Genomic DNA, 22,299 nt, shown 5'->3' with positions numbered 1-22,299 from the left:
CGGCACGGACGGACGATGGAGAGTCTGCAAAGCCGCCTGCTGTCGCGCCGGCTGGCCTCGGTGATTCGCGATTTCCACCAGCCGGTGATGATCTGGCAGGCGGCGATCCTCGTCGGCGCACTGTGTTTTGCGTGGCTGGCCGCGCGCTTCGTGCACGGCCGGATCGATGCGCGCCGCACGGCGTCCGGACGCGCGCCCGGTGCGGGCTCGGATAGCCTGAAGCGCGCGCTGTTCCCGTTGTTCGGCGGCATCTTCGTCGGCGTCGCGCAGCTCGCGTTCGAGCCGTTCATGTCGACGTCGCTGCTGTCGCTCGCGCTCGTGCCGCTGTTCGGCATCGGGCTGATCTACGTGCTGTTCTTCTTCGCGCGGCGCGTGTTCGCGCGCGACGGCCACACGCATGCGTGGCTGTCGATCGTCGAGAAGATCGTGTCGACCATCGTGTGGGCCGCGATGGTGCTGACCGTGCTCGGCATCCAGCGCGACGTGCTCGGCTGGCTCGACAGCGTGCAGTTCCGCGTGGCCAATGCGCATCTCACGCTGCTGTCGGTGATCTCCGGCGCGCTGTGGGTGTGCGTGACGCTGATGGTCGCGATGTGGCTCGGCTCGGTGCTCGAGGATCGCCTCGCGCGCGCGAGCACGCTCGATGCGAACCTGAAGGTCGTGCTGTCGCGGGTCGGCCGCGCGCTGCTGGTGTTCGCGGCGGTCCTGATCGGGCTGTCGCTCGTCGGCATCGACGTGACGGTGCTCGGCGTGTTCGGCGGCGCGTTGGGTGTCGGCCTCGGCTTCGGCCTGCAGAAGGTCGCCAGCAATTACGTGTCGGGCTTCATCATCCTGCTCGATCGCTCGCTGCGGCTCGGTGACGCGATCAGCGTCGGCGGCTTGCAGGGCGTCGTCACGCAGATTCGCACGCGTTATACGGTCGTGCGCGGCCTCGACGGCAACGAGACGCTGATCCCGAACGAAAAGCTGATCACGGACGTCGTGCAGAACCAGTCGTCGTACCTGACGCGCGGCTACGCGAAGGTCGCCGTGCAGATCGCCTATACGAACGACGTCGAGCAGGCACTGGCGGTGCTGGCCGAAGCCGCGAAGGGCGTGCCGCGCGTGCTCGCGGAGCCGGCGCCGGCCCCGTACCTGGTCGGCTTCGGCGCGGACGGGATCGATCTGGAACTCGGTTTCTGGATCGAGGATGCGGCGACGGGCACGTCGGGCGTGCGTTCGGCCGTGAACCGCAACATCTGGCGGCTGTTCGGCGAGCACCGGATCTCGATCCCGTTCCCGCAGCGCGAAGTGCGCGTGGTCGGCCTGCCCGACGGTCTTGCGGCGAGCGGCGTGGTGGCGAAGGGCTTGCCCGTGGCGGGCGTCGGGACGGTGGACGGGCAGGCGTCGGCGGCCTAAGTGGCCTCAGGCGGCCCGAGGCGCGGCGCGTCGCCCCGAATCGGGTAAATCTGACCGGCCAGAACGGGATCGCGGGGCGTTCCAGGTCCGGAGATGGACTGTCCGCCTTGCGTCAACACAAGAAAATATTCATTTTTTACAAAGACTTGGAACGGTTGAAGTAAAATTCCGGTCTACACGCGGTATGCTTTCATTTTTATGACGTCGGCCGGCGCCGGCGTCGCTCTCACCACAGGTAACTGCCTTGTTGAATTCCCTGCTCGATTTTCTTTCCCACGGGCTCCTGCGTTTTTCGTGGTGGCAGGTCGCGCTGTTCGCGCTCGCCGTCACGCACGTCACGATCATCGGCGTGACGGTCTACCTGCATCGCTGCCAGGCGCACCGCGCGCTGGAGCTGCATCCGATCGCGAGCCATTTCTTCCGCATGTGGCTGTGGATGACGACCGGCATGCTGACGGGCCAGTGGGCCGCGATCCATCGCAAGCACCACGCGAAGTGTGAAACCGAGGAAGATCCGCACAGCCCGCAGACGCGCGGGATCTGGAAGGTGTTCCTCGAAGGCGCCGAGCTGTATCGCGCGGAAGCGAAGAACGAAGAAACGATGCGCAAGTTCAGCCACGGCACGCCGAACGACTGGATCGAGCGCAATCTGTACTCGAAGTACCCGATCCTCGGCGTGAGCCTGATGATGGTGCTCGACGTCGCGCTGTTCGGCGTCCTCGGCCTGACCGTATGGGCCGTGCAGATGGTCTGGATTCCGTTCTGGGCCGCCGGTGTCGTGAACGGCTTCGGCCACTTCTGGGGCTACCGCAACTTCAACTCGGCCGATGCGAGCACGAACCTGTTCCCGTGGGGCATCGTGATCGGCGGCGAAGAGCTGCACAACAACCACCACACGTTCGCGACGTCGGCGAAGCTGTCGAACAAGTGGTACGAGTTCGACATCGGCTGGATGTACATCCGCATCATGTCGGCATTCGGTCTCGCGAAGGTGAAGAAGGTCGCACCGACGCCGCGCCTGAACAAGCCGAAGACGGTGCTCGACCAGGAAACGCTGCAGGCCGTGTTGTCGAACCGCTACGAAGTGATGGCGCGCTACGGCAAGGCCGTCAAGCGTGCATACCGCCAGGAGCTCGCGCACCTGAAGGAGCTCGGTGCGAGCGACAAGTACCAGCTGATGCGCAGCGCGCGCAAGTGGTTCCACAAGGACGCCGACGGCCTCGACGAGCCGCAGAAGAAGCTGCTGCCGGAAATCTTCGCGAACAGCCAGAAGCTGCAGACGTACTTCCAGCTGCGCCAGGATCTGGCCGCGATCTGGGATCGCTCGACCGCATCGCGCGAACAGCTGCTCGCGCAATTGCAGGATTGGTGCCATCGCGCAGAACAAAGCGGCATCAAGGCGCTGCAGGAATTCGCGACACGTCTGCGTCGCTACGCCTGATTCGAAATCGATTAGAATCTAAGGACGTCACAAACCCCGCGTTGGCGGGGTTTTTTCATTTGGGCCGCCGGTTTTTGATGGCCGATCGGCAGGGTGGATTGGTATGAGGCTTGGGGCAGTGGATTCGATGCCCCATGGGACCATGGGTAAGTGCTAAAGCGCCAACTCTGGTCGACCGCGAAGCATGGGACCAGAGTAAGTGCTAAAGCACTAACTCTGGTCGACAGGAGATATGGAGATGCAATCGACGATCAAACCCGTCGAGTACGACCGGCCCGTCGCAGCAGGGACCGTGTGCGGCGTGGGACAAGCATGGGCCAAGGTGCCCGACGCGCCGTCCCCCGAGGAGCGCGCTGCACTGAAGGCGCGCATCAAGGCGCTGCTCGCACGTGAAAAGGCCGTGCTCGTCGCCCACTACTACGTGGATGCCGAGCTGCAGGAGCTGGCCGACGAAACAGGCGGCTGCGTCGCCGATTCGCTCGAAATGGCCCGCTTCGGCCGTGACCACGACGCGCAGACGCTCGTCGTCGCCGGCGTGCGCTTCATGGGCGAAACCGCGAAGATCCTGAGCCCCGGCAAACGCGTGCTGATGCCCGATCTCGATGCGACCTGCTCGCTCGATCTCGGCTGCCCGGCCGACGAATTCTCCGCGTTCTGCGATGCACATCCCGATCGCACGGTCGTCGTCTACGCGAACACCAGCGCCGCCGTGAAGGCGCGCGCGGACTGGATGGTCACGTCATCGATCGGCCTCGAGATCGTCGCCGACCTGCACGCGCGCGGCGAGAAGATCATCTGGGCACCCGATCGCCATCTCGGCAGCTATATCCAGAAGAAAACCGGCGCGGACATGCTGCTGTGGCAGGGTTCGTGCCTCGTCCACGACGAATTCAAGGGCATCGAGCTCGACCTGCTGCGTGCCGAATATCCGGACGCCAAGGTGCTCGTGCATCCCGAGTCGCCGGAAAACGTCGTCGCGCAGGCGGACGTCGTCGGCTCGACGACGCAACTAATCGACGCAGCCGTGAAGCTCGACGCGACGCACTTCATCGTCGCGACCGATCTCGGCATCCTTCACAAGATGCAGCTCGCGGCACCCGGCAAGACCTTCATCGCCGCGCCGACGGCCGGCAACAGCGCGACCTGCAAGAGCTGCGCGCATTGCCCGTGGATGGCGATGAACGGCCTCGCGAACCTCGCCGACGTGCTCGAGCGCGGTCACAACGAGATCTTCGTCGATCCCGCGATCGGCGTGCGTGCGCGTCTGCCGATCGACCGGATGCTCGATTTCGCAGCGGCGCACAAGAAGCGCGTGCAAGCGAGCGGCGATCTGCAGCGCGACCAGCAACTGTTCGCGAACGTGGGGGCTGCGTAATGAGCGACTCCCGCGCCCACATTCGTTCGCTGTCACCCGAAACTGGCGCTGCGGCGCTTACTCTGGTCCCAGGCACGGCGCCTTCCGAGGGGAAGGCCGCGGTGCTTGAGAGCGGCGCGCCGGAAGGCGCCGTGACGACCGCAATCTCCCCGCTGTTCGACGCCGTCCGCGCACAATACGGCGCGGCATTCGACGAAGCGATCGCGCGCAACGTGGCCGATGCAATCACAGAAGACGTCGGCACCGGCGACCAGACCGGGCGGCTCGTGCCGGCCGGCGAGCGGCGCCGTGCGCGCATCATCGTGCGCGAGGAAGCGGTGCTGTGCGGCGTGCCATGGTTCGAGGCCGTCATCGCGCGGATCGATCCGTCGATCGTCGTGCAATGGCGCTATCGCGAAGGCGACCGGATGACGCCGGATTCGACCGTCTGCGAGCTCGAAGGGCCGGCGCGTGCACTGTTGACGGCCGAGCGCAACGGGCTGAATTTCCTGCAACTGCTGTCGGGCGTCGCGAGCGCGACGCGTCGTTACGTCGATCGCGTCGAAGGCACGCGCGCGAAGATCCTCGATACGCGCAAGACGCTGCCGGGCCTGCGGCTCGCGCAGAAGTACGCGGTGCGGGTCGGCGGCGGCGAGAACCAGCGTCTCGCGCTGTACGACGGCATCCTGATCAAGGAGAACCACATCGCGGCGGCCGGTGGCGTCGGCGAAGCCCTCGATGCGGCGTTCGCGCTCGATTCGGGCGTGCCGGTGCAGATCGAAGTCGAGACGCTCGCGCAGCTCGACACGGCGCTCGCGCATGGCGCGCAATCGGTGCTGCTCGACAACTTTACGCTCGACATGATGCGCGAAGCGGTGCGCGTCGCGGCCGGCAAGGCCGTGCTCGAAGTGTCGGGCGGCGTCAATTTCGATACGGTGCGCACGTACGCGGAAACGGGTGTCGACCGCATCTCGATCGGCGCGCTGACGAAGGACGTGCGCGCGACCGACTATTCGATGCGGATCGTCGACTGACCTCGCGGCATGTCGTCTGACGAAAAAGGCCGTTGGCGTGCAAGCGCCAACGGCCTTTTTCTGTATGGCGGCCGCCCCCGGGAGGGCGTGCCGGTCAGCGGCGCGAGCGCGGCGTGAGCACGCTCGGCAGCGCCTTCGGCAGCGTGTGCGGCCAGTCGCGGCTGTAGTGCAGCCCGCGGCTTTCGCGGCGCGAGTAGGCGCTCTTCACGATCAGCGTCGCGACGTCGACCAGATTGCGCAGTTCGAGCAGGTCGCGCGTCACGCGGAAATTCGCGTAGTACTCGTGGATCTCGTCGCGCAACAGCGACAAGCGGTGCTTCGCGCGTTCGAGACGCTTGTCGGTACGCACGATGCCGACGTAGTTCCACATCAGCCGGCGCAGCTCGTCCCAGTTGTGCGCCACGACGACTTCCTCGTCCGCATCCGACACGCGGCTTTCGTCCCATGCGGGCAGCGTGGCCGGCGTTTCGGCATCGAAGCCGGCCGCCTCGATCGCCTCGGCCGCCGCGCGGCCGATCACGAGGCATTCGAGCAGCGAATTGCTCGCGAGCCGGTTCGCGCCGTGCAGCCCCGTGTACGACGTTTCGCCGACCGCATACAGGCCCGCGAGATCGGTGCGCCCGGCGAGGTCGGTGACGACGCCGCCGCACGTGTAGTGTGCGGCCGGCACGACCGGAATCGGCTGCCGGGCGATGTCGATGCCGAATTCGAGGCAGCGCGCGTGAATCGTCGGGAAGTGTTCGCGCAGGAACGCTTCCGGCTGATGGCTGATGTCGAGATACACGCAGTCGATCCCGCGCTTCTTGATCTCGAAGTCGATCGCGCGCGCGACGATGTCGCGCGGCGCGAGTTCCGCGCGCGGATCGTGCGCGGGCATGAAGCGCGTGCCGTCCGGCAGCTTCAGCAAGCCGCCTTCGCCGCGCACGGCTTCCGAGATCAGGAACGATTTCGCATACGGATGGAACAGGCAGGTCGGGTGGAACTGGATGAATTCCATGTTCGACACGCGGCAGCCCGCGCGCCACGCCATCGCGATGCCGTCGCCGGTCGCGGTGTCGGGGTTCGTCGTGTACAGGTAGACCTTGCCGGCGCCGCCCGTTGCGAGCACCGTGTGCGGCGCCTCGATCGTGATCGTGCGGTCGTTGTCGACGTCGAGCGCATACAGCCCATGACAGCGGCGGCCGGGCAGGCCGAGCCGGTCCGACGTGATCAGGTCGATCGCATGGTGGTTTTCGAAGAACGTGATGTTCGGATGCTGGCGCGCGCGGTCGGACAGCGTCGCGAGCACCGCATGGCCGGTCGCGTCGGCCGCATGGATGATCCGGCGGTGGCTGTGGCCGCCTTCGCGCGTCAGATGGAAGCCGAGTTCGGCCGCGTCGTCCTTCGTGAAGGGCACGCCTTGCGAGATCAGCCATTCGATCGCTTCGCGGCCGTGCTCGACGATGTAGCGCGTCGCGCCTTCGTCGCACAGCCCGCCGCCGGCGACCAGCGTGTCGTCGACGTGGTTCTGGATGCTGTCCGCCGAGTCGAGGACGGCCGCGATGCCGCCTTGCGCGTTATCGCTCGCCCCCTCCATCATCGAACGTTTCGCGATCAGCGCGACACGTCGCGTGCTGGCCAGGTTGAGTGCGACCGACAGCCCTGCCAGGCCGCTGCCGACGATCGCCACGTCGAATTTCATGCTGCATCTCCATCGTTACGCTTTAGACTTGTGCGTTCCGTCGGCTATGGCCGCGGAAAGGGGGGAGCATACCGCGTCGGGCCCGCGCGCGTATGCGCAAAACAAAAAGCCCCGCATGTGCGGGGCTTTTTGGTCGCCGTCAGGCTACAGAAACCGGAGATTACTTGATCTTGGTTTCTTTGTATTCCACATGCTTGCGGACGACGGGATCGAACTTCTTGATCGCCATCTTTTCCGGCATGTTGCGCTTGTTCTTCGTGGTCGTGTAGAAGTGACCCGTGCCAGCGGTCGACTCGAGCTTGATCTTGTCGCGTGCGCCTTTTGCCATGATTATGCTCCTTGGGCTTAGGCTTCGCCGCGTGCGCGCAGGTCAGCGAGCACGGAATCGATGCCGTTCTTGTCGATCAGGCGCAGGCCGGCGTTCGAGACGCGCAGGCGCACCCAGCGGTTTTCGCTCTCTACCCAGAACCGGCGGTTTTGCAGGTTCGGCAGGAAGCGACGCTTGGTCTTGTTGTTGGCGTGGGAAACGTTGTTGCCGCTCATCGGCGCTTTCCCAGTTACTTGGCATACGCGTGCCATGAGAGCACTCCTAATACGCTAAATTCGGGGTTCGATCGCCGATGAAGGTTCCATCGTACCGCCACGTGATCCATGGCTGCACTCAGAACGCCGAAGCCCTTACAGACAAGGCCCTTCGATGGCTAGAACTGGTTGGAAAAAAGACAGACGATGATTCTAGCAGAAAAAGTTCAGAAAAATCAAACCCAATTTCGCTTCATCGTCGCGGCGCCCCAGGGCGGGTCGCCGGGCCACAGTCTACAGCCAACCGGCACGCGCGAACGAAAATGTATCGGCGGTGCCGACGACCACGTGATCGAGCAGCTTCGCGTCGATGAGCGCGAGCGCCTCGTGAAGCACGCGCGTCAGGCGCCGGTCTTCGGCGCTCGGCTGCACCGCGCCGGACGGGTGGTTGTGCGCGATGATGAGCGCCGCGGCATTCAGCACGAGCGCGCGCCGCACGATCTCGCGCGGATAGACGGCCATCCGCGTGAGCGAGCCGCGGGCGCTTTCTTCCACGTCGATGAGGCCGTGACGGGCGTCGAGGTACAGCGTGACGAACACCTCGTGCGGACGCGTGCCGATCCTGAGACGCAGATAATCCTCGACCGCGCCCGGCGAGTCGATCTGCAGCCGCTCGCGCGCTTTTTCGACCAGCGCGCGCCGCACGATCTCGGTCACGGCGATCAGCACCGCCGAGCGCGCCGTGCCGATGCCCGGGTGCGTGGCGAACACGTCCGGCTCCGCATCGAGCATGTCGCGCAGCGAGTCGCCGAACCGGGCGAGCAGCGCGCGGGCGCTGGCGAATACGTCGCGGCCGCCGCCGCCGGTGCCGAGCAGCAGCGCGATCAGCTCCGCGTCGGTCAGCGCGGCCGGCCCGCGTTCCAGCAACCGCTCGCGCGGCAGATGCGGCTTCCAGTTTCGCGGACGGCGCTTGCGCGGCCGGGCCGGGCCCGTGTGGCGGGCCGGAGCGGCCGGCGCATCGGCGGGGTCGCGACATTCGGTCGCCGGGGCGGCGAGACAGGGTGACAGCATGAGCGAAACTCCATTGGCGGCGGGCGTGGATGCGACGTCGTCGCACTTTCAGCCTTGCGCGCTCAGGTGACTTACAATATTGGCTTTGCGCCGGGCCTTTCGGCCAGTTCGGGCGCCGACGAACACGAGTAATCCATGAGCCTCATCGATCTATCCGAAGTGAAGCCCGGTTCCCATGTCACGCTGCATTACCGGCTTGCACTTGCCGACGGCGCCGACATCGTCAATACCTTCTCCGACAAGCCCGCCACGCTGCTGCTCGGCGCGGGCCAACTGGCGCCCTCGCTGGAACAGATTCTGCTCGGGCTCCGGGTCGGCGACCATTCGACTTATCAGCTAACGCCCGAGCAAGGGTTCGGTCCCCGCAATCCCGACATGCTCCAGCGCGTGACGCTGTCGACGCTGCGTGAGAACGGGATGGTCGGCGACGATTTCACGCCGGGCGAGCTGATCGAGTTCAACGCGCCGGACGGCGGCCGCTATGCAGGGGTGCTGAAGGAAGTCAGCGAAACCTCGGCGCTGTTCGACTTCAATCATCCGCTCGCGGGCCAGGCGCTCACGTTCGAAGTGAAAATCATCGGAATCCTGTAATCATGAGTACCACCGATACGCTGTCCGGGCAGACCGTCGCCGCCGATGCCGAAATCCTGCTGGCCCAGCCGCGCGGCTTCTGCGCAGGGGTCGACCGCGCCATCGAGATCGTCGAGCGCGCGATCGCGATGCACGGTGCGCCGATCTATGTCCGTCACGAGATCGTCCACAACAAGTACGTGGTCGAGGATCTGAAGAAGAAAGGCGCGATCTTCGTCGAGGAACTCGAGGAAGTGCCGGCCGGCAACACCGTGATCTTCAGCGCGCACGGCGTGTCGAAGGCCGTGCGTGACGAGGCGGACGTGCGCGGGCTGCGCATTTACGACGCAACCTGCCCGCTCGTCACGAAGGTGCACGTCGAAGTGGCGAAGATGCGCCAGGACGGCGTCGACATCGTGATGATCGGCCACAAGGGCCATCCGGAAGTCGAAGGCACGATGGGGCAGGTCGAGCGCGGCATGCATCTCGTCGAAAGCGTGGAAGACGTCCAGAAGCTCGAACTCGCCGATCCCGAGCGCATCGCGCTCGTCACGCAGACGACGCTGTCCGTCGACGACGCGGCCGAGATCATCGGCGCGCTGAAGTCGAAGTATCCGAAGATCCGCGAGCCGAAGAAGCAGGACATCTGCTACGCGACGCAGAATCGCCAGGATGCGGTGAAGTTCATGGCGCCGCAGTGTGACGTCGTGATCGTCGTCGGCAGCCCGAACAGCTCGAATTCGAGCCGCCTGCGCGAAGTGGCCGAGAAGCGCGGCGTGGCCGCGTACATGGTCGACGCACCCGACCAGATCGATCCCGCGTGGGTCGCAGGCAAGCGCCGCATCGGCGTGACGGCCGGCGCATCGGCGCCCGAAGTGCTCGCCCAGGCCGTGATCGCGCGGCTGCGCGAGCTCGGCGTGCGCAACGTCCGCGCACTCGACGGCATCGAGGAAAACGTGTCGTTTCCGCTGCCGCGCGGCCTGAATCTGCCGCCTGCCGTCTGATTGCCGCATCGCACCCGCGGTACTCCAAAAGCGCGCCTCCGGGCGCGCTTTTTTTGCGTCGTGAAAAACGACATCGCAACCATTATTCACATTAATAGTGCAACCCGGTTGCTATCCCCGCGCTTAACCGTCTCTCAAAATTGGTTGCAATGCAGGAAAACCCCATCGAATCAGGAATATTGGCGTCCTGTAAATGGAGTTACAATGCGCCCGTTTTCAAGCCGGAATGGCTTTGAAATCGGGTTTTGGGAAGGCGCGGGAGACCTATTCGATGCATGTGAAGTTGGCTTACGCCAGGTTCGTCGCCGCACCGGTTGCAATGCTTGCCGGTCGCAGCAAAAAGAGCGACGACAGGGCGGGTGGGGAGGCTGCGGCATACGCAGTACCGGCGGGCAGCGACGTGCACGCTGCCGGAACCGGTCGTGCGACGCCGGCGGCGTGCCGCATGGCGCATTCGGACGGTGACAAGGATAACGGGGCACGTTTGGCGATCGAGGATTTCAACGCGCAGGGCCCGAAGATCGGCATGCATCCGGCACGGCGGGCAGCATTCGCCGGCAACGCTGCGGCCAACCGGGCGACGGGCACGCGGGTCGCCCGACAACGAGCCGCCGACCGTGATGCGGCGGCAGCAGGGCGCGTCATCCGACGGACGCCCGGGTTTCGGGGCAACACAGGCAGCGTGCAGATGTCGGTGATCCCCTTTCATTTCGATTCGACGAAACGGCATGTCGCCGCGACCCGCGGCGCGGCGGGCGGCGTGCTTCGTTTCACGAATTCCGATGCAGTCCTGACGAAAGTCGGACGCCACCTTCGCGATGCCCGTTCGGGCGCCGCACGGGCGGCAGCGGACGGCCGGCTTGCCAGACAGGCGCCGGCGTCCTGCATCGGAGCGCAAATCCCTGGCGGCAATGGCATGTGCGCCGTCAAGGTGGTCGAGCCCGCGGGCGACGCGGCGCGGAACCTGATCTGCCCGGACGCGGGGTTCGCCCCGGCCCGGACGGAAAAAGGCGTGGACTTCGGGAAACCGGAGGCCGGCCGTTTCGGCACGCTGCCCTACGACTTCAAGGAGGCCAAGTACACCGTCCTCGATGTCGTGACGATTTAGCGACAGGACCCTCGATGGCACCGGAACAGTGCGGTGCCGTTTTTGTATCCGCTCCGGCGGCAGGTCCGGCCGTACAGGCCGGGCGGCGCGCGCCGGGACGATCCACCCTTACCGGTATCGACTAGTACCCGCAGTGTCGCCGAGAAGGCGCGATTCCTCGCTTACCCGCGGGGCGCAACGTCCTCCGGCAGCATGGGCCAAGGAGCTTTAAATGGATATTTTCGTCCAGCAGGTTCTCAACGGGCTGGTGCTCGGCAGTGTGTACGCCATCATCGCGTTGGGCTACACGATGGTGTACGGCATTCTCGGCATCATCAACTTCGCGCACGGCGACGTGCTGATGATCGGCGCGATGGTTGCGCTGTCGGCCATCACCGTGCTGCAGAACCATTTTCCCGGACTCGGCAACGTCGCGACGCTGACGATCGGCCTGGGCATTGCGGCGGTTGTATGTGCGTTCGTCGGTTTCGCGATCGAGCGCGTCGCGTACCGGCCGCTGCGTCGCGCGCCGCGCCTCGCGCCGCTGATCACCGCGATCGGCGTGTCGATCCTGCTGCAGACGGCCGCGATGATCATCTGGTCGCGCAACCCGCTGCCGTTCCCGCAATTGCTGCCGACCGATCCGATCAACGTGATCAAGGCGACCGACACGACGCCCGGCGCCGTGATCTCGGTCACTGAAATCGTGATCATCGCGGTGGCGTTCATCGTGATGGGCGGCCTGCTGCTGCTCGTGCACAAGACCAAGCTCGGCCGCGCGATGCGCGCGATCGCCGAAAGCCCGAACACGGCCAGCCTGATGGGCGTGAACCCGAACTTCGTGATTTCCGCGACGTTCATGATCGGCTCCGCGCTCGCCGCGCTGGCCGGCGTGATGATCGCGTCCGAATACGGCAACGTGCACTTCTACATGGGCTTCATCCCCGGCATGAAGGCGTTCACGGCGGCGGTGCTCGGCGGTATCGGCAACCTCGGCGGCGCGATGGTGGGCGGCGTGCTGCTCGGCCTGATCGAGCAGCTCGGTGCCGGCTACATCGGCAACCTCACGGGCGGCGTCTTCGGCAGTAACTACCAGGACGTGTTCGCCTTCATCGTGCTGATCATCGTGCTGGTGTTCCGTCCGTCGGGCCTGCTGGGCGAACGTGTCGCGGATCGCGCGTAACGGAAGGGGAGCAAACAACATGACATCCATTCAACCGATCGAATCCTCGACGTCGCTCGTCGAAGAACGCAACATCACCAAGACGGTCATCATCGGCCTCCTGACCGCGGTCTTCGTGATCGCGGCGCCGATCATCATCGGCTCGGCCGGCGGCAACTACTGGGTCCGCGTGCTCGACTTCGCGATGCTGTACGTGATGCTCGCGCTGGGTCTTAACGTGGTGGTCGGCTTCGCCGGCCTGCTCGACCTCGGCTACATCGCGTTCTACGCGGTGGGCGCGTACACGGCGGCATTGCTGAGCTCGCCGCACCTCACCTCGCAGTTCGAGTGGATCGCGGCGCTCGCGCCGAACGGGCTGCACATCCCGTTCCTGCTGATCGTGCCGATCGCGATGGCGCTGGCGGCCACCTTCGGGATCCTGCTCGGCGCGCCGACGCTGCGCCTGCGCGGCGACTACCTGGCGATCGTGACGCTCGGCTTCGGTGAAATCGTCCGGATCTTCATGAACAACCTCGACCGTCCGGTGAACATCACCAACGGCCCGAAGGGGATCACGGGCATCGATCCGGTGCACGTCGCCGGCTTCAACCTGTCGCAGACGCACTCGCTGTTCGGCTTCCAGCTGCCGTCGGTGTACATGTACTACTACCTGTTCGTGCTGTGCTCGCTGCTGGTGATCTGGATCTGTACGCGCCTGCAGCACTCGCGTATCGGCCGCGCGTGGGCGGCGATCCGCGAAGACGAGATCGCCGCGAAGGCGATGGGCATCAACACCCGTAACGTGAAACTGCTCGCGTTCGCGATGGGCGCATCGTTCGGCGGCCTGTCGGGCGCGATGTTCGGTTCGTTCCAGGGCTTCGTGTCGCCGGAATCGTTCACGTTCTGGGAATCGATCGTCGTGCTCGCCTGCGTGGTGCTCGGCGGCATGGGCCACATCCCGGGCGTGATCCTGGGCGCGGTGCTGCTCGCGATCTTCCCGGAATTCCTGCGCTCGACGATGAGCCCGCTGCAGCATGCGCTGTTCGGTCATGACATCGTCGATACGGAAGTGATCCGTCAGGCGCTGTACGGCCTCGCGATGGTGATCATCATGCTGTACCGCTCGGAAGGCCTGTGGCCCGCGCCGAAGCATGAGGACAGGATCGCGAAACTGGCGAAGCGCGCCAGCAAGAAGCCGGTGCGCGCTTAATCGACGGACACAGGGGATACACACATGAGCGACAAGCAAATCCGACTGTCCGTGCAGGGCGTGAACAAACGCTTCGGCGGGCTGCAGGCACTGTCCGACGTCGGCCTCGAGATCAAGGAAGGCGAGATCTACGGGCTGATCGGCCCGAACGGCGCCGGCAAGACGACGTTCTTCAACGTGATCACGGGCCTCTACACGCCGGACTCCGGCGAGTTCAAGCTCGATGGCACGGAATACAAGCCGACCGCGGTGCACCAGGTCGCGAAGACGGGCATCGCGCGCACGTTCCAGAACATTCGCCTGTTCGGCGGGATGACCGCACTCGAGAACGTGATGGTGGGCCGCCACGTGCGCACCAAGCACGGGCTGCTGGGCGCGGTGTTCCAGACGCCGGCCGAGCGCAAGGAAGAGCGCGAGATCAAGGAGCGTGCGATCGAACTGCTCGAATACGTCGGCGTGCTGCAGTACGCGGACTACACGTCGCGCAACCTGTCGTACGGCCACCAGCGCCGTCTCGAGATCGCGCGGGCTCTTGCCACCGACCCGAAGCTGCTCGCGCTCGACGAGCCGGCGGCCGGGATGAACGCGACCGAGAAGGTCGAACTCACGCGCCTGCTCGACAAGATCCGTTCGGACGGCCGCACGATCCTGCTGATCGAGCACGACGTGAAGCTCGTGATGGGTCTGTGCAACCGGATGACGGTGCTCGATTACGGCAAGGTGATCGCCGAGGGTCTGCCGCAGGACGTGCAGAAGAATCCGAAGGTGATTGAGGCATATCTCGGCGCAGGGGTGCACTGATGGCAGCGGCAATGTTGAAAATCAAGGGCTTGCAGGTCAACTACGGCGGCATCCAGGCCGTCAAGGGCGTTGACATGGAAGTCCGTCAGGGCGAGCTCGTGACGCTGATCGGCGCGAACGGTGCCGGCAAGACCACGACGATGAAGGCGATCACCGGTCTGAAGCCGTATTCGGCGGGCGACATCGAGTACGACGGCAAGTCGATCAAGGGTGTGCCGTCGCATGAGCTCCTGAAGCGCGGCCTCGCGATGGTGCCGGAAGGCCGCGGGATCTTCGCGCGGATGTCGATCATCGAGAACATGCAGATGGGCGCGTACCTGCGCAACGACAACGAGCAGATCAAGAAGGACGTCGACCGGATGTTCGGCTTCTTTCCGCGTCTGAAGGAGCGGGCGACGCAGCTGGCCGGCACGCTGTCGGGCGGCGAGCAGCAGATGCTGGCGATGTCGCGCGCGATTCTCTCGAAGCCGAAGCTGCTGCTGCTGGACGAGCCGTCGATGGGGCTGTCGCCGATCATGGTCGAGAAGATCTTCGAAGTGGTGCGCGAGATCTCGAAGGAGGGCATCACGGTGCTGCTGGTCGAACAGAACGCGCGCCTCGCGCTGCAGGCGGCCGACCGCGGCTACGTGATGGACTCGGGCATGGTCACGATGGAAGGCGATGCGAAGCAGATGCTCGACGATCCGAAAGTGCGGGCCGCGTATCTGGGTGAATGAGCGGGCCTGGGGCGGCGCGGCAGCGGATGCCGGCGTGTCGCCCCAGGGCTTTCGAAAGGCTGTCACGGGATCCCGTGACAGCCTTTTTTTCGTGCGGCGCGCCCAACGGCGAACTGTGCGCGCGGATGCGACTCCATTGATTCGATAGTGACACCGGCCGTCCGCTACCTGCCGTCCGCAACCGGCCGTCCGCAACCGGCCGTCCGCTACCGGCCGTCCGCTACCGGCCGTCCGCTACCGGCCGTCCGCTACCGGCCGTCCGCAAACCGACACGCGGGCGGCGTAGCATGGTCGATCCATCGGCACACGGAGAGCACGCATGAGTCTGGACTACGGTTTCGTGAAGGCGAAGGTGACGTCGGTGGCGAAGCTGAAGGGCTCGCCGCACGGCAGCGAGATCCAGTATCACATTCACCTGACGCTCGCGTTGCCGACGGGCGACTGGGACGTCGCGATCAACGTCGGCACCAACGACGCGGACGACCTTTTGAACTACAAGCTCGTCTACGATTTCCATCATCCGGTCACGGCGATGCTCGCGGCCGCGGCCGAAGGCTATACGGATCTGACCGGGCAAACGGCGCTGCCGGCGCTCGACTATCTGCGCAGCGACATCCTGAACGAGACGGGCGCATGGCGTGCGAGCGCCGTCATGGACGGCACCGAAAGCGCGGAGCCGATTCCGTCGCTGCTGCGGCTCGTCAACGCCGCGCAGTCGCAGGGGCTCGACGTCGTCGTGTTCGGCCGCACGTATGCGCAAGGCAACGGCATCCACGACACGCACATGAACCAGGGTTCGACGGGCTCGAACTACCTGCACCGCGCCGGCAACGACCACAACGATCACAACGACGTGTGGCAGGACGGCGCGTTGATCGTGCGCGTGAGCGAGACGCAATGGGCCGCGTATTTCGCGGCGTTCGAGAAGCAGGCCGTGCCGACCGACGCGCTCGGCAATCCGCTGCCGGACGCGGGGCCGATTACGCGCTGAGGCGGGCGACTGTCGGCGTCGTCAGGCGGCCGGCAGCGTCTTGCCGAACGAGATGCGTTCCTCGACGCGATAGCCGAGCGCCGCATAGAAGCGGCACGCCTCGTCGTTGCTGGGCAGCACCTGCAGATTGATCTTCAGGCAGCCGCGCGCGGCGAGCGCGCGTTCCGCATGCGCGATCAGCGCGCGGCCGATGCCGAGTCGCCGCGCGTCGTTCGATACACCGAACGAGTAGAGCCAGCCGCGATGTCCGTCGAAACCCGCCATCAGCGTGCCGACCACCCGCGCGCCGCAGGTCGCGACGAAGAACAGCTCCGGCTGCGTCGCGAGCTTCAGCTCGATCGATCGCAGCGGATCGCGGTGCGGCGGCGCGCCGGCTTCGTCGTACTGCGGGAAGGCGTCGCGCCAGACCGCCAGCACGGCATCGGTGTCGGCGCGTTCGAACGGGCGGATAGCGACAGCATCGGCGGCGGCATCGGCGACAGCATCCATCGCGGCGGTCTCCTTAGAGCGTGTCGAGGATCGACCGCAGCATCGCCATCATCTGGTCGATTTCGTCGGTCGTCACGGTCAGCGCGGGCATGAAGCGCAGCAGGTTCGGGCGCGCCGCGTTCAGCAGCAGGCCGTCGGGCTGCATGTCGCGCGCCTTCTCGACGATCTGCGGGCCGATGTCCTTGCCGAGCAGCAGCGCGCGCAGCAGCCCTTCGCCGCGTTCGCCCTCGAAGCCGCGCTCCTCCGACAGTTCGAGCAGCTTGCGCTTCAGGTATTCGCCGCGCGCCCGCACGCCTTCGAGGAAGCCGGGTGCGACGAGCTGCGAGATCACCGAATAGCCGGCCGCCGTCATCAGCGGGTTGCCGTTGTACGTGCCGCCCTGGTCGCCGGCCTCGAATACCGCGACATCGGCCTTCGACAGCAGCGCCGCGAGCGGCACGCCGCTGCCGATGCCCTTGCCGAGCGTCATGATGTCCGGCTCGATGTCGGACAGCTCGTACGCGAACAGCGTGCCCGCGCGACCGCAGCCGCTCTGCACTTCGTCGACGATCAGCAGCAGGTTGTGCTGCTTCGTCAGCGCGCGCAGCTCGCGCATGAACTCGGGCGTCGCCGGAATCACGCCGCCTTCGCCCTGGATCGGCTCGAGCATCACTGCGACGGTCTTGTCGGTGATCAGCTTCTCGACCGAGTTGATGTTGTTCAGTTCGGCCTTCGGGAAGCCCGGCACCTGCGGCGCGTAGATCGTGTCCCAGCCCGGCTTGCCGCTGGCCGACATCGTCGCGAGCGTGCGGCCGTGGAAGCTGTGGTCGAACGTGATGATCTCGTACGCGCCGTTCCGGAACTTGCGGCCCCACTTGCGCGCGAGCTTGATCGCGCCTTCGTTGGCCTCGGCGCCGCTGTTCGTGAAGAACACCTTGTCGAATACGCTGTGCTGCGTGAGCAGCCCCGCGAGCTTCGCCATCGGCTCGTTGTAGAACGCCGGCGACGGGTTCAGCAGCTTTTCCGCCTGGGTCTTGAGCGCTTCGACCACGCCATCGTTGCAGTGCCCGAGGCTGTTGACGGCCCAACCCTGGATGAAGTCCAGATAGCGCTTGCCCGTGTGATCGTAGAGCCACGAACCCTTGCCGTGCGTAAACACGATGTCGGGGCGGTTCGTGATGTACATCAGCGAGTCGATCGGGTAATCGTTCAGGGGCATGGCAGCAGACTCCAGCGGGCGTTGAAAGGGAAACGGGCAATAAAAAAGCCACGGAAGGCCGTGGCTGGTGGATCGAACAGCTTGTGCGTAACCGGTGAAGCGACGAGGGTTACGCGCGAGTCCGTGACGAGCCGGCGGCATCCGGGCGGAGCGGCGAGCGGCGACGTCGGAGAGCGGACAGGAAGCGGTTCATGTGCGCAAGCATAAGGCATCCCGCGCCCCACTGTAAACCGCCGCGATGCCACGGATGTGACACGGCGGCGCGCAGCGGCAGGCGCGGGCGCGCCCGATGCTCAGACCGGATGCGCGAGATCGGCGGCGCTCGTGAACGAGTCCGCGTAGAACTCGTCGGCCGGCAGCGCGTGGTGTTGCGTGAAGTCGCGCTGCGCGGATTCGACCATCACCGGCGCGCCGCACGCGTACACCTGGTAGCCCGACAGATCGGGCAGATCCTCGATCACCGCGCGGTGGACGAAGCCGGTGCGGCCGGTCCACTGGTCGGCGTCGTCCGGCTCGGACAGCACCGGCACGTACTTGAAGTTCGGGATCTCGCGCGCCCATTGCTCGGCGAGCTCGCCGAGGTAGAGATCCTTCTTGCGGCGCGCGCCCCAGTAGAGCGTCATCGGGCGCGTGATGCCCGTGTGCTTCACGTGCTCGATGATCGCCTTGATCGGCGCGAAGCCGGTGCCCGACGCGAGCAGCACGATCGGCTTGTCGGAATCCTCGCGCAGGAAGAACGTGCCGAGCGGGCCTTCGAAGCGCAGGATGTCGCGCTCCTTCATCGCGCCGAACACGTGATCGGTGAACTTCCCGCCCGGCATGTGGCGGATGTGCAGCTCGACCGGGCCTTCCTCGTGCGGCGCGTTCGCCATCGAGTAGCTGCGGCGTGAGCCGTCCTTCAGGATGAACTCGACGTACTGGCCCGCGAGGTATTGCAGGCGCTCGTTGGCGGGCAACTGCAGCTTCACGACCATCACGTCGTCGGCGCGGCGCTCGAGCGCGGCGATCCGGCACGGCAGCTTCTTCACCTGCACGCCGTCGACGCCGGCGATTTCACGCACGTCGATCTCGAGGTCGCATTGCGCCTTCGAGCAGCACAGCAGCGCGAGGCCGCGCGTGCGCTCGTCGTTGGACAGCGCGGACGCAGCGTGCGGGCCCTGTTCGATCTGGCCCGACACGATCTGGCCCTTGCAGGAGCCGCACGCGCCGTTCTTGCACCCGTACGGCAGATGGACGTTCTGGCGCAGCGCCGCCGCCAGCACGGTTTCGTCCGACTCGACCTGGAACTGCCGGCCGCTTTGCTTGAGAGTAACGTTGAATGCCATAGAACCAAATAGAACAAAATGTGGGGACCGTGCATGTCGCGCACGGCAGCTACAATGCAAACCCGTTGCGCGCCGCGCAACGGTGGCTACTGATTTCGCAACCAACATGATCGCGACTCGAATCCTGCGCCGCCCGCGCGCACTGATCGTCGGCTGCGGCGACGTCGGCCTGCGCTGTGTCGCGCAATGGCGCGCCGCGCGCCGCGACCTGCGCATCGTCGCGCTGACGAGCCATCCGGGCCGCTGCGACGAATTGCGCGCGGCAGGCGCGACGCCGATCGTCGGCAACCTCGATCGCCGGCCGACGCTCCGACGGATCGCCGGGCTCGCCCGCACGATCCTGCATCTGGCGCCGCCGCAGTCCGACGGTAGCGACGATCGCCGTACCCGTGCGCTGATCGCCGCATTGTCCGTGCCTGCACGGCGACCCGCCGCACCGTCGGTGTCCGCGGTCGGCCGGCTTCGCACGCTGCGCGGGGCGACCCGACAGGCCGGCGCGCCCGGTCGGGCAGCGCGTATTGTACCCGACGCCCTTCGCGCGCCGACGCTCGTCTACGCCAGCACGACGGGCGTCTACGGCGATTGCGGCGGGGCGCGAATCGACGAAACGCAGCCGCTGCGGCCGGCGAATCCGCGCGCGTTCCGGCGCGTGTCGGCCGAGCGTCAGTTGCGGGCGGCGACGGTACGCGGCGCGCTGTCCGCGCGCATCGTGCGCATTCCCGGCATCTACGCGGCGAACCGGCTGCCGCTCGCGCGGCTCGAGCGCGGCACGCCGGCGCTGGATGCGGCCGACGACGTCTATACGAATCACATCCACGCGGACGATCTCGCGACGATCCTGCTCCGCGCGGCCGTGCGCGGCAAGCCGGCGCGCGCCGTGCACGCGTCGGACGACAGCGAACTGCGAATGGGAGAGTATTTCGACCGGGTCGCGCGGGTGTTCGGCCTGCCGCCGCCGCCGCGCATCAGCCGCGCGGACGCCGAGCATCAGCTCGAGCCGACGCTGCTGTCGTTCATGCGCGAATCGCGGCGCCTGTCCAATGCCCGGCTCAAGACCGAATTGTGCGTGACGTTGCGCTACCCGACCGTAGACGAATTCCTTCAAACGCTCGCGCCGCGCGGCGCGTCAGGTCAGCGCCGGTAGCGCCTCGATCAGCAGGAAGCACAGCAACGCGCCGATCAGCGCGCCGATCAGGTTCGGACTGTATTTGTGCTTCCTGTGCATCATGGCCAGCAGTCCGCCGATCACGATGGCGCCCACGACCGCGAACGCGATCATCACGTACGACAGTTCCAACGAATGATTGATGTTCATGATGTGTCTCCCCCTGCATCGCTGCTCGTACAGCTTGTGATTTCAGTATAGCGGGGGATCGTGCGGCCGCGATGCGGCCGGACACCGAACGGTCGTGCGGATTTTCCCTTAGAGGGTTTTGACGGGATCGCGCAGCGCTGACAGCTCGCCTTCCCCGAGCCAGCGCCACGCGCCGGGCGCGAGGTCGTCCGGCAGCGTGAAGCCGCCGATGCTTTCGCGGTGCAGCGCCTCGACGCGGTTGCTCGCCGCGGCGACCATGCGTTTCACCTGATGATATTTGCCTTCGAGGACGGTCAGCGCGAGCGCGTGCGCGTCGCGCGCGTGGGCGGCGACCGCCGCGATCGGCTTCGGCTCGCCGTGGAGCTGCACGCCGGTGCGCAGCGCGTTCAACTGGGTGTCGTCGAGCGGGTGGCGCACGGTCGCGACGTAGGTCTTCGGCACCTTGCGCTTGGGCGACGTGTACGCGTGCACGAACTGGCCGTCGTCGGACAGCAGCAGCAGGCCCGTCGTGTCCTGGTCCAGACGGCCGACGCACTGCACGCCGCGTGCGACGAGCGGCGCGGGCAGCAGGCTGAACACGCTCGCGTGGTGTTGCGGGTCGCGCGAACACTCGTAGCCGCCCGGCTTGTTGAGCGCCAGATACGCGCGCGCGTGGAATGGCCAGGCGGTGTCGTCGACCGTGAAGACGAGGCCGTCGGTGTCGAACGACGCGTCGGGGTCGGTCGCGCTCGCGCCCGCGACGGTGACGCGGCCCGTTTCGATCAGGCCGCGGCACTGGCGGCGCGAGCCGAAGCCCTGCGTGTAGAGAATGCTTTCGAGATCCATAGCGCGCGCATTCTATCAAGCGGCGTGCCGGCACCGGCACGAACGCGCTCGCGCTGGTGAGCGCCCGGAGCGCTGCGCCCGTCCATTCTTCACGGACAGTCCATGCCATTCGATTCGCTGCTGTTCGGCGGAAGGCCGCCGCCAACGTGCCGCGTCGGGCAGATCGAGTAGCCGCCGTCAGTGCGGCAGCCCACCATTCTGGCCGAATGATTGGATCGTTTTTCTGGATAATTCATCCAGCCGTGCCCGGCTGACCGTCGCGTCGTGCGTGCCTACACTCGTAGCTTCATTCAACGCTGAAAGGAGTCAACCGTGGCCACTCACACGCTCGCAGACAAGGTCGTCCTGATCGCAGGCGGCGCCAAGAATCTCGGTGGCCTGATCGCCCGGGACCTGGCCGGCCACGGCGCGAAGGCGGTGGCGATTCACTACAACAGCGCGGCGTCGCAGGCGCAGGCCGAAGAGACGGCTGCCGCCGTGCGCGCGGCCGGCGCGCAAGCCGCGACGTTCCAGGCCGACCTGACGACGGCCGCCGCGGTCGAGAAGCTGTTCGACGACGCGAAGCAGCGCTTCGGCAAGATCGACATCGCGATCAATACCGTCGGCAAGGTGCTGAAGAAGCCGTTCACCGACATCTCCGAGGCCGAATACGACGAGATGTTCGCGGTGAACAGCAAGTCGGCGTTCTTCTTCATCAAGGAGGCGGGGCGGCACCTCGAGGATCACGGCAAGCTCGTCACGCTCGTGACGTCGCTGCTCGGCGCGTTCACGCCGTTCTATGCGGCCTACGAAGGGTCGAAGGCGCCGGTCGAGCACTTCACGCGCGCCGCGTCGAAGGAGTACGGCGCGCGCGGCATCTCGGTGACGGCGGTCGGGCCCGGTCCGATGGACACGCCGTTCTTCTATCCGGCCGAAGGCGCCGACGCGGTCGCGTATCACAAGACGGCAGCCGCGCTGTCGCCGTTCAGCAAGACGGGCCTCACCGACATCGAGGACGTCGTGCCGTTCATCCGTCATCTCGTGACCGACGGCTGGTGGATCACCGGCCAGACGATCCTGATCAACGGCGGCTATACGACCAAGTAACGGGCCGTGCCGGCGGGCG

Annotated in this window: 23 protein-coding genes; 14 read left to right on the top strand and 9 right to left on the bottom strand. The window is 66.0% G+C overall.

Going from position 1 to position 22,299, the window contains the following annotated elements; translation table 11 throughout:
• Window positions 1–15: 15 nt before the first annotated feature.
• The 4 genes from ACP26O_RS12865 (at window position 16) to nadC (ending at window position 5,227) form a co-directional block, all read left to right on the top strand.
• Complete coding sequence (locus ACP26O_RS12865) at window positions 16–1,398, top strand: mechanosensitive ion channel family protein (RefSeq protein ID WP_175665080.1); 1,383 nt, start codon at window positions 16–18, stop codon at window positions 1,396–1,398.
• Between the two features lie 244 nt (window positions 1,399–1,642).
• The gene (locus ACP26O_RS12860) at window positions 1,643–2,839 is read left to right on the top strand and encodes a DesA family fatty acid desaturase (RefSeq protein WP_105834862.1); all 1,197 of its coding nucleotides are present in this window, start codon (window positions 1,643–1,645) and stop codon (window positions 2,837–2,839) included.
• Window positions 2,840–3,077: 238 nt separating this feature from the next.
• Window positions 3,078–4,214, top strand: coding sequence for a quinolinate synthase NadA (gene nadA, locus ACP26O_RS12855; RefSeq protein ID WP_165751891.1), 1,137 nt, complete (start codon window positions 3,078–3,080; stop codon window positions 4,212–4,214).
• Between the two features lie 131 nt (window positions 4,215–4,345).
• Window positions 4,346–5,227 (top strand): carboxylating nicotinate-nucleotide diphosphorylase, encoded by an 882-nt coding sequence (gene nadC, locus ACP26O_RS12850; protein ID WP_175665078.1) that lies wholly within the window; start codon window positions 4,346–4,348, stop codon window positions 5,225–5,227.
• A 94-nt stretch (window positions 5,228–5,321) separates the two neighbouring features.
• Here the strand turns inward: nadC and nadB are convergent, their stop codons facing one another.
• The 4 genes from nadB to radC all read right to left on the bottom strand — a co-directional run bounded on the left by nadB (window position 5,322) and on the right by radC (window position 8,501).
• Entirely contained in the window at window positions 5,322–6,908 is a 1,587-nt protein-coding gene (nadB, locus tag ACP26O_RS12845) for an L-aspartate oxidase (RefSeq protein ID WP_006750054.1), read from the bottom strand.
• A 160-nt stretch (window positions 6,909–7,068) separates the two neighbouring features.
• Window positions 7,069–7,236 (bottom strand): 50S ribosomal protein L33, encoded by a 168-nt coding sequence (gene rpmG, locus ACP26O_RS12840; RefSeq protein WP_006478046.1) that lies wholly within the window; start codon window positions 7,234–7,236, stop codon window positions 7,069–7,071.
• Between the two features lie 17 nt (window positions 7,237–7,253).
• On the bottom strand, window positions 7,254–7,487 hold the full coding sequence (gene rpmB, locus ACP26O_RS12835) for a 50S ribosomal protein L28 (RefSeq protein ID WP_004186391.1): 234 nt from the start codon (window positions 7,485–7,487) through the stop codon (window positions 7,254–7,256).
• 237 nt (window positions 7,488–7,724) lie between these two features.
• On the bottom strand, window positions 7,725–8,501 hold the full coding sequence (radC, locus tag ACP26O_RS12830; protein ID WP_011657707.1) for a RadC family protein: 777 nt from the start codon (window positions 8,499–8,501) through the stop codon (window positions 7,725–7,727).
• A 135-nt stretch (window positions 8,502–8,636) separates the two neighbouring features.
• On the opposite strand from radC, the gene ACP26O_RS12825 reads away from it, so the two are divergent.
• The 8 genes from ACP26O_RS12825 to ACP26O_RS12790 all read left to right on the top strand — a co-directional run bounded on the left by ACP26O_RS12825 (window position 8,637) and on the right by ACP26O_RS12790 (window position 16,042).
• Window positions 8,637–9,092 carry an FKBP-type peptidyl-prolyl cis-trans isomerase gene (locus tag ACP26O_RS12825; protein ID WP_175656417.1) on the top strand — a complete coding sequence of 152 codons (456 nt, stop codon included), beginning with the start codon at window positions 8,637–8,639 and terminating at the stop codon, window positions 9,090–9,092.
• 2 nt (window positions 9,093–9,094) lie between these two features.
• A complete protein-coding gene (gene ispH / locus ACP26O_RS12820) occupies window positions 9,095–10,075 on the top strand; it encodes a 4-hydroxy-3-methylbut-2-enyl diphosphate reductase (RefSeq protein ID WP_006750051.1) in 981 nt (326 codons plus the stop codon).
• A 271-nt stretch (window positions 10,076–10,346) separates the two neighbouring features.
• Window positions 10,347–11,183: a branched-chain amino acid ABC transporter gene (locus ACP26O_RS12815; protein ID WP_175665094.1), complete on the top strand. Its 837-nt coding sequence runs from the start codon at window positions 10,347–10,349 to the stop codon at window positions 11,181–11,183.
• A gap of 211 nt (window positions 11,184–11,394) precedes the next feature.
• Window positions 11,395–12,345, top strand: coding sequence for a branched-chain amino acid ABC transporter permease (locus ACP26O_RS12810; protein ID WP_006757318.1), 951 nt, complete (start codon window positions 11,395–11,397; stop codon window positions 12,343–12,345).
• A 19-nt stretch (window positions 12,346–12,364) separates the two neighbouring features.
• Window positions 12,365–13,534, top strand: a complete 1,170-nt coding sequence (locus ACP26O_RS12805; RefSeq protein WP_175656418.1) for an ABC transporter permease subunit — start codon at window positions 12,365–12,367, stop codon at window positions 13,532–13,534.
• 24 nt (window positions 13,535–13,558) lie between these two features.
• A complete protein-coding gene (locus ACP26O_RS12800; protein ID WP_006750047.1) occupies window positions 13,559–14,335 on the top strand; it encodes an ABC transporter ATP-binding protein in 777 nt (258 codons plus the stop codon).
• A complete protein-coding gene (locus tag ACP26O_RS12795; RefSeq protein WP_105787560.1) occupies window positions 14,335–15,051 on the top strand; it encodes an ABC transporter ATP-binding protein in 717 nt (238 codons plus the stop codon). Before ACP26O_RS12800 ends, ACP26O_RS12795 begins: the two co-directional genes overlap by 1 nt.
• A 319-nt stretch (window positions 15,052–15,370) precedes the next feature.
• A complete protein-coding gene (locus ACP26O_RS12790) occupies window positions 15,371–16,042 on the top strand; it encodes a DUF2278 family protein (RefSeq protein ID WP_175665077.1) in 672 nt (223 codons plus the stop codon).
• Window positions 16,043–16,063: 21 nt separating this feature from the next.
• Here ACP26O_RS12790 and ACP26O_RS12785 read toward each other — a convergent pair whose 3' ends face one another.
• The 3 genes from ACP26O_RS12785 to ACP26O_RS12775 all read right to left on the bottom strand — a co-directional run bounded on the left by ACP26O_RS12785 (window position 16,064) and on the right by ACP26O_RS12775 (window position 19,054).
• A complete protein-coding gene (locus ACP26O_RS12785) occupies window positions 16,064–16,531 on the bottom strand; it encodes a GNAT family acetyltransferase (protein WP_175665076.1) in 468 nt (155 codons plus the stop codon).
• A 13-nt stretch (window positions 16,532–16,544) separates the two neighbouring features.
• Complete coding sequence (locus ACP26O_RS12780) at window positions 16,545–17,729, bottom strand: acetylornithine transaminase (RefSeq protein ID WP_012364504.1); 1,185 nt, start codon at window positions 17,727–17,729, stop codon at window positions 16,545–16,547.
• Between the two features lie 293 nt (window positions 17,730–18,022).
• On the bottom strand, window positions 18,023–19,054 hold the full coding sequence (locus tag ACP26O_RS12775) for a CDP-6-deoxy-delta-3,4-glucoseen reductase (protein ID WP_011657699.1): 1,032 nt from the start codon (window positions 19,052–19,054) through the stop codon (window positions 18,023–18,025).
• A 106-nt stretch (window positions 19,055–19,160) separates the two neighbouring features.
• On the opposite strand from ACP26O_RS12775, the gene ACP26O_RS12770 reads away from it, so the two are divergent.
• On the top strand, window positions 19,161–20,198 hold the full coding sequence (locus tag ACP26O_RS12770) for an NAD-dependent epimerase/dehydratase family protein (RefSeq protein WP_175665093.1): 1,038 nt from the start codon (window positions 19,161–19,163) through the stop codon (window positions 20,196–20,198).
• On the opposite strand, the gene ACP26O_RS12765 is transcribed toward ACP26O_RS12770, so the two are convergent.
• The gene (locus tag ACP26O_RS12765) at window positions 20,181–20,369 is read right to left on the bottom strand and encodes a hypothetical protein (RefSeq protein ID WP_175665075.1); all 189 of its coding nucleotides are present in this window, start codon (window positions 20,367–20,369) and stop codon (window positions 20,181–20,183) included. The genes ACP26O_RS12770 and ACP26O_RS12765 overlap by 18 nt on opposite strands.
• A 108-nt stretch (window positions 20,370–20,477) precedes the next feature.
• Window positions 20,478–21,194, bottom strand: a complete 717-nt coding sequence (locus ACP26O_RS12760) for a pseudouridine synthase (protein ID WP_175665074.1) — start codon at window positions 21,192–21,194, stop codon at window positions 20,478–20,480.
• 312 nt (window positions 21,195–21,506) lie between these two features.
• Between ACP26O_RS12760 and ACP26O_RS12755 the strand changes: the two genes are divergently transcribed.
• Entirely contained in the window at window positions 21,507–22,280 is a 774-nt protein-coding gene (locus ACP26O_RS12755; protein WP_011657695.1) for an SDR family oxidoreductase, read from the top strand.
• Window positions 22,281–22,299 lie beyond the last annotated feature (19 nt).

Source organism: Burkholderia sp. R-40 (genome assembly GCF_049942845.1).
Lineage (GTDB): Bacteria > Pseudomonadota > Gammaproteobacteria > Burkholderiales > Burkholderiaceae > Burkholderia > Burkholderia ambifaria.
The sequence above is the reverse complement of the archived record's forward strand: the minus strand, read 5'-3'. Positions and strand labels throughout refer to the sequence as shown.

Excerpts from the sequence above, each read along its gene's own strand:
- ACP26O_RS12780 (WP_012364504.1), bottom strand. The coding sequence starts at position 17,729 with ATGCCCCTGAACGATTACCCGATCGACTCGCTGATGTACATCACGAAC.
- nadB (WP_006750054.1), bottom strand. The coding sequence starts at position 6,908 with ATGAAATTCGACGTGGCGATCGTCGGCAGCGGCCTGGCAGGGCTGTCG.
- ispH (WP_006750051.1), top strand. The coding sequence starts at position 9,095 with ATGAGTACCACCGATACGCTGTCCGGGCAGACCGTCGCCGCCGATGCC.
- ACP26O_RS12815 (WP_175665094.1), top strand. The coding sequence starts at position 10,347 with ATGCATGTGAAGTTGGCTTACGCCAGGTTCGTCGCCGCACCGGTTGCA.
- ACP26O_RS12865 (WP_175665080.1), top strand. The coding sequence starts at position 16 with ATGGAGAGTCTGCAAAGCCGCCTGCTGTCGCGCCGGCTGGCCTCGGTG.
- ACP26O_RS12810 (WP_006757318.1), top strand. The coding sequence starts at position 11,395 with ATGGATATTTTCGTCCAGCAGGTTCTCAACGGGCTGGTGCTCGGCAGT.
- ACP26O_RS12790 (WP_175665077.1), top strand. The coding sequence starts at position 15,371 with ATGAGTCTGGACTACGGTTTCGTGAAGGCGAAGGTGACGTCGGTGGCG.
- ACP26O_RS12775 (WP_011657699.1), bottom strand. The coding sequence starts at position 19,054 with ATGGCATTCAACGTTACTCTCAAGCAAAGCGGCCGGCAGTTCCAGGTC.
- ACP26O_RS12800 (WP_006750047.1), top strand. The coding sequence starts at position 13,559 with ATGAGCGACAAGCAAATCCGACTGTCCGTGCAGGGCGTGAACAAACGC.
- ACP26O_RS12760 (WP_175665074.1), bottom strand. The coding sequence starts at position 21,194 with ATGGATCTCGAAAGCATTCTCTACACGCAGGGCTTCGGCTCGCGCCGC.
- ACP26O_RS12825 (WP_175656417.1), top strand. The coding sequence starts at position 8,637 with ATGAGCCTCATCGATCTATCCGAAGTGAAGCCCGGTTCCCATGTCACG.
- radC (WP_011657707.1), bottom strand. The coding sequence starts at position 8,501 with ATGCTGTCACCCTGTCTCGCCGCCCCGGCGACCGAATGTCGCGACCCC.
- ACP26O_RS12770 (WP_175665093.1), top strand. The coding sequence starts at position 19,161 with ATGATCGCGACTCGAATCCTGCGCCGCCCGCGCGCACTGATCGTCGGC.
- ACP26O_RS12785 (WP_175665076.1), bottom strand. The coding sequence starts at position 16,531 with ATGGATGCTGTCGCCGATGCCGCCGCCGATGCTGTCGCTATCCGCCCG.
- rpmB (WP_004186391.1), bottom strand. The coding sequence starts at position 7,487 with ATGGCACGCGTATGCCAAGTAACTGGGAAAGCGCCGATGAGCGGCAAC.
- nadA (WP_165751891.1), top strand. The coding sequence starts at position 3,078 with ATGCAATCGACGATCAAACCCGTCGAGTACGACCGGCCCGTCGCAGCA.
- ACP26O_RS12805 (WP_175656418.1), top strand. The coding sequence starts at position 12,365 with ATGACATCCATTCAACCGATCGAATCCTCGACGTCGCTCGTCGAAGAA.
- ACP26O_RS12795 (WP_105787560.1), top strand. The coding sequence starts at position 14,335 with ATGGCAGCGGCAATGTTGAAAATCAAGGGCTTGCAGGTCAACTACGGC.
- ACP26O_RS12765 (WP_175665075.1), bottom strand. The coding sequence starts at position 20,369 with ATGAACATCAATCATTCGTTGGAACTGTCGTACGTGATGATCGCGTTC.
- rpmG (WP_006478046.1), bottom strand. The coding sequence starts at position 7,236 with ATGGCAAAAGGCGCACGCGACAAGATCAAGCTCGAGTCGACCGCTGGC.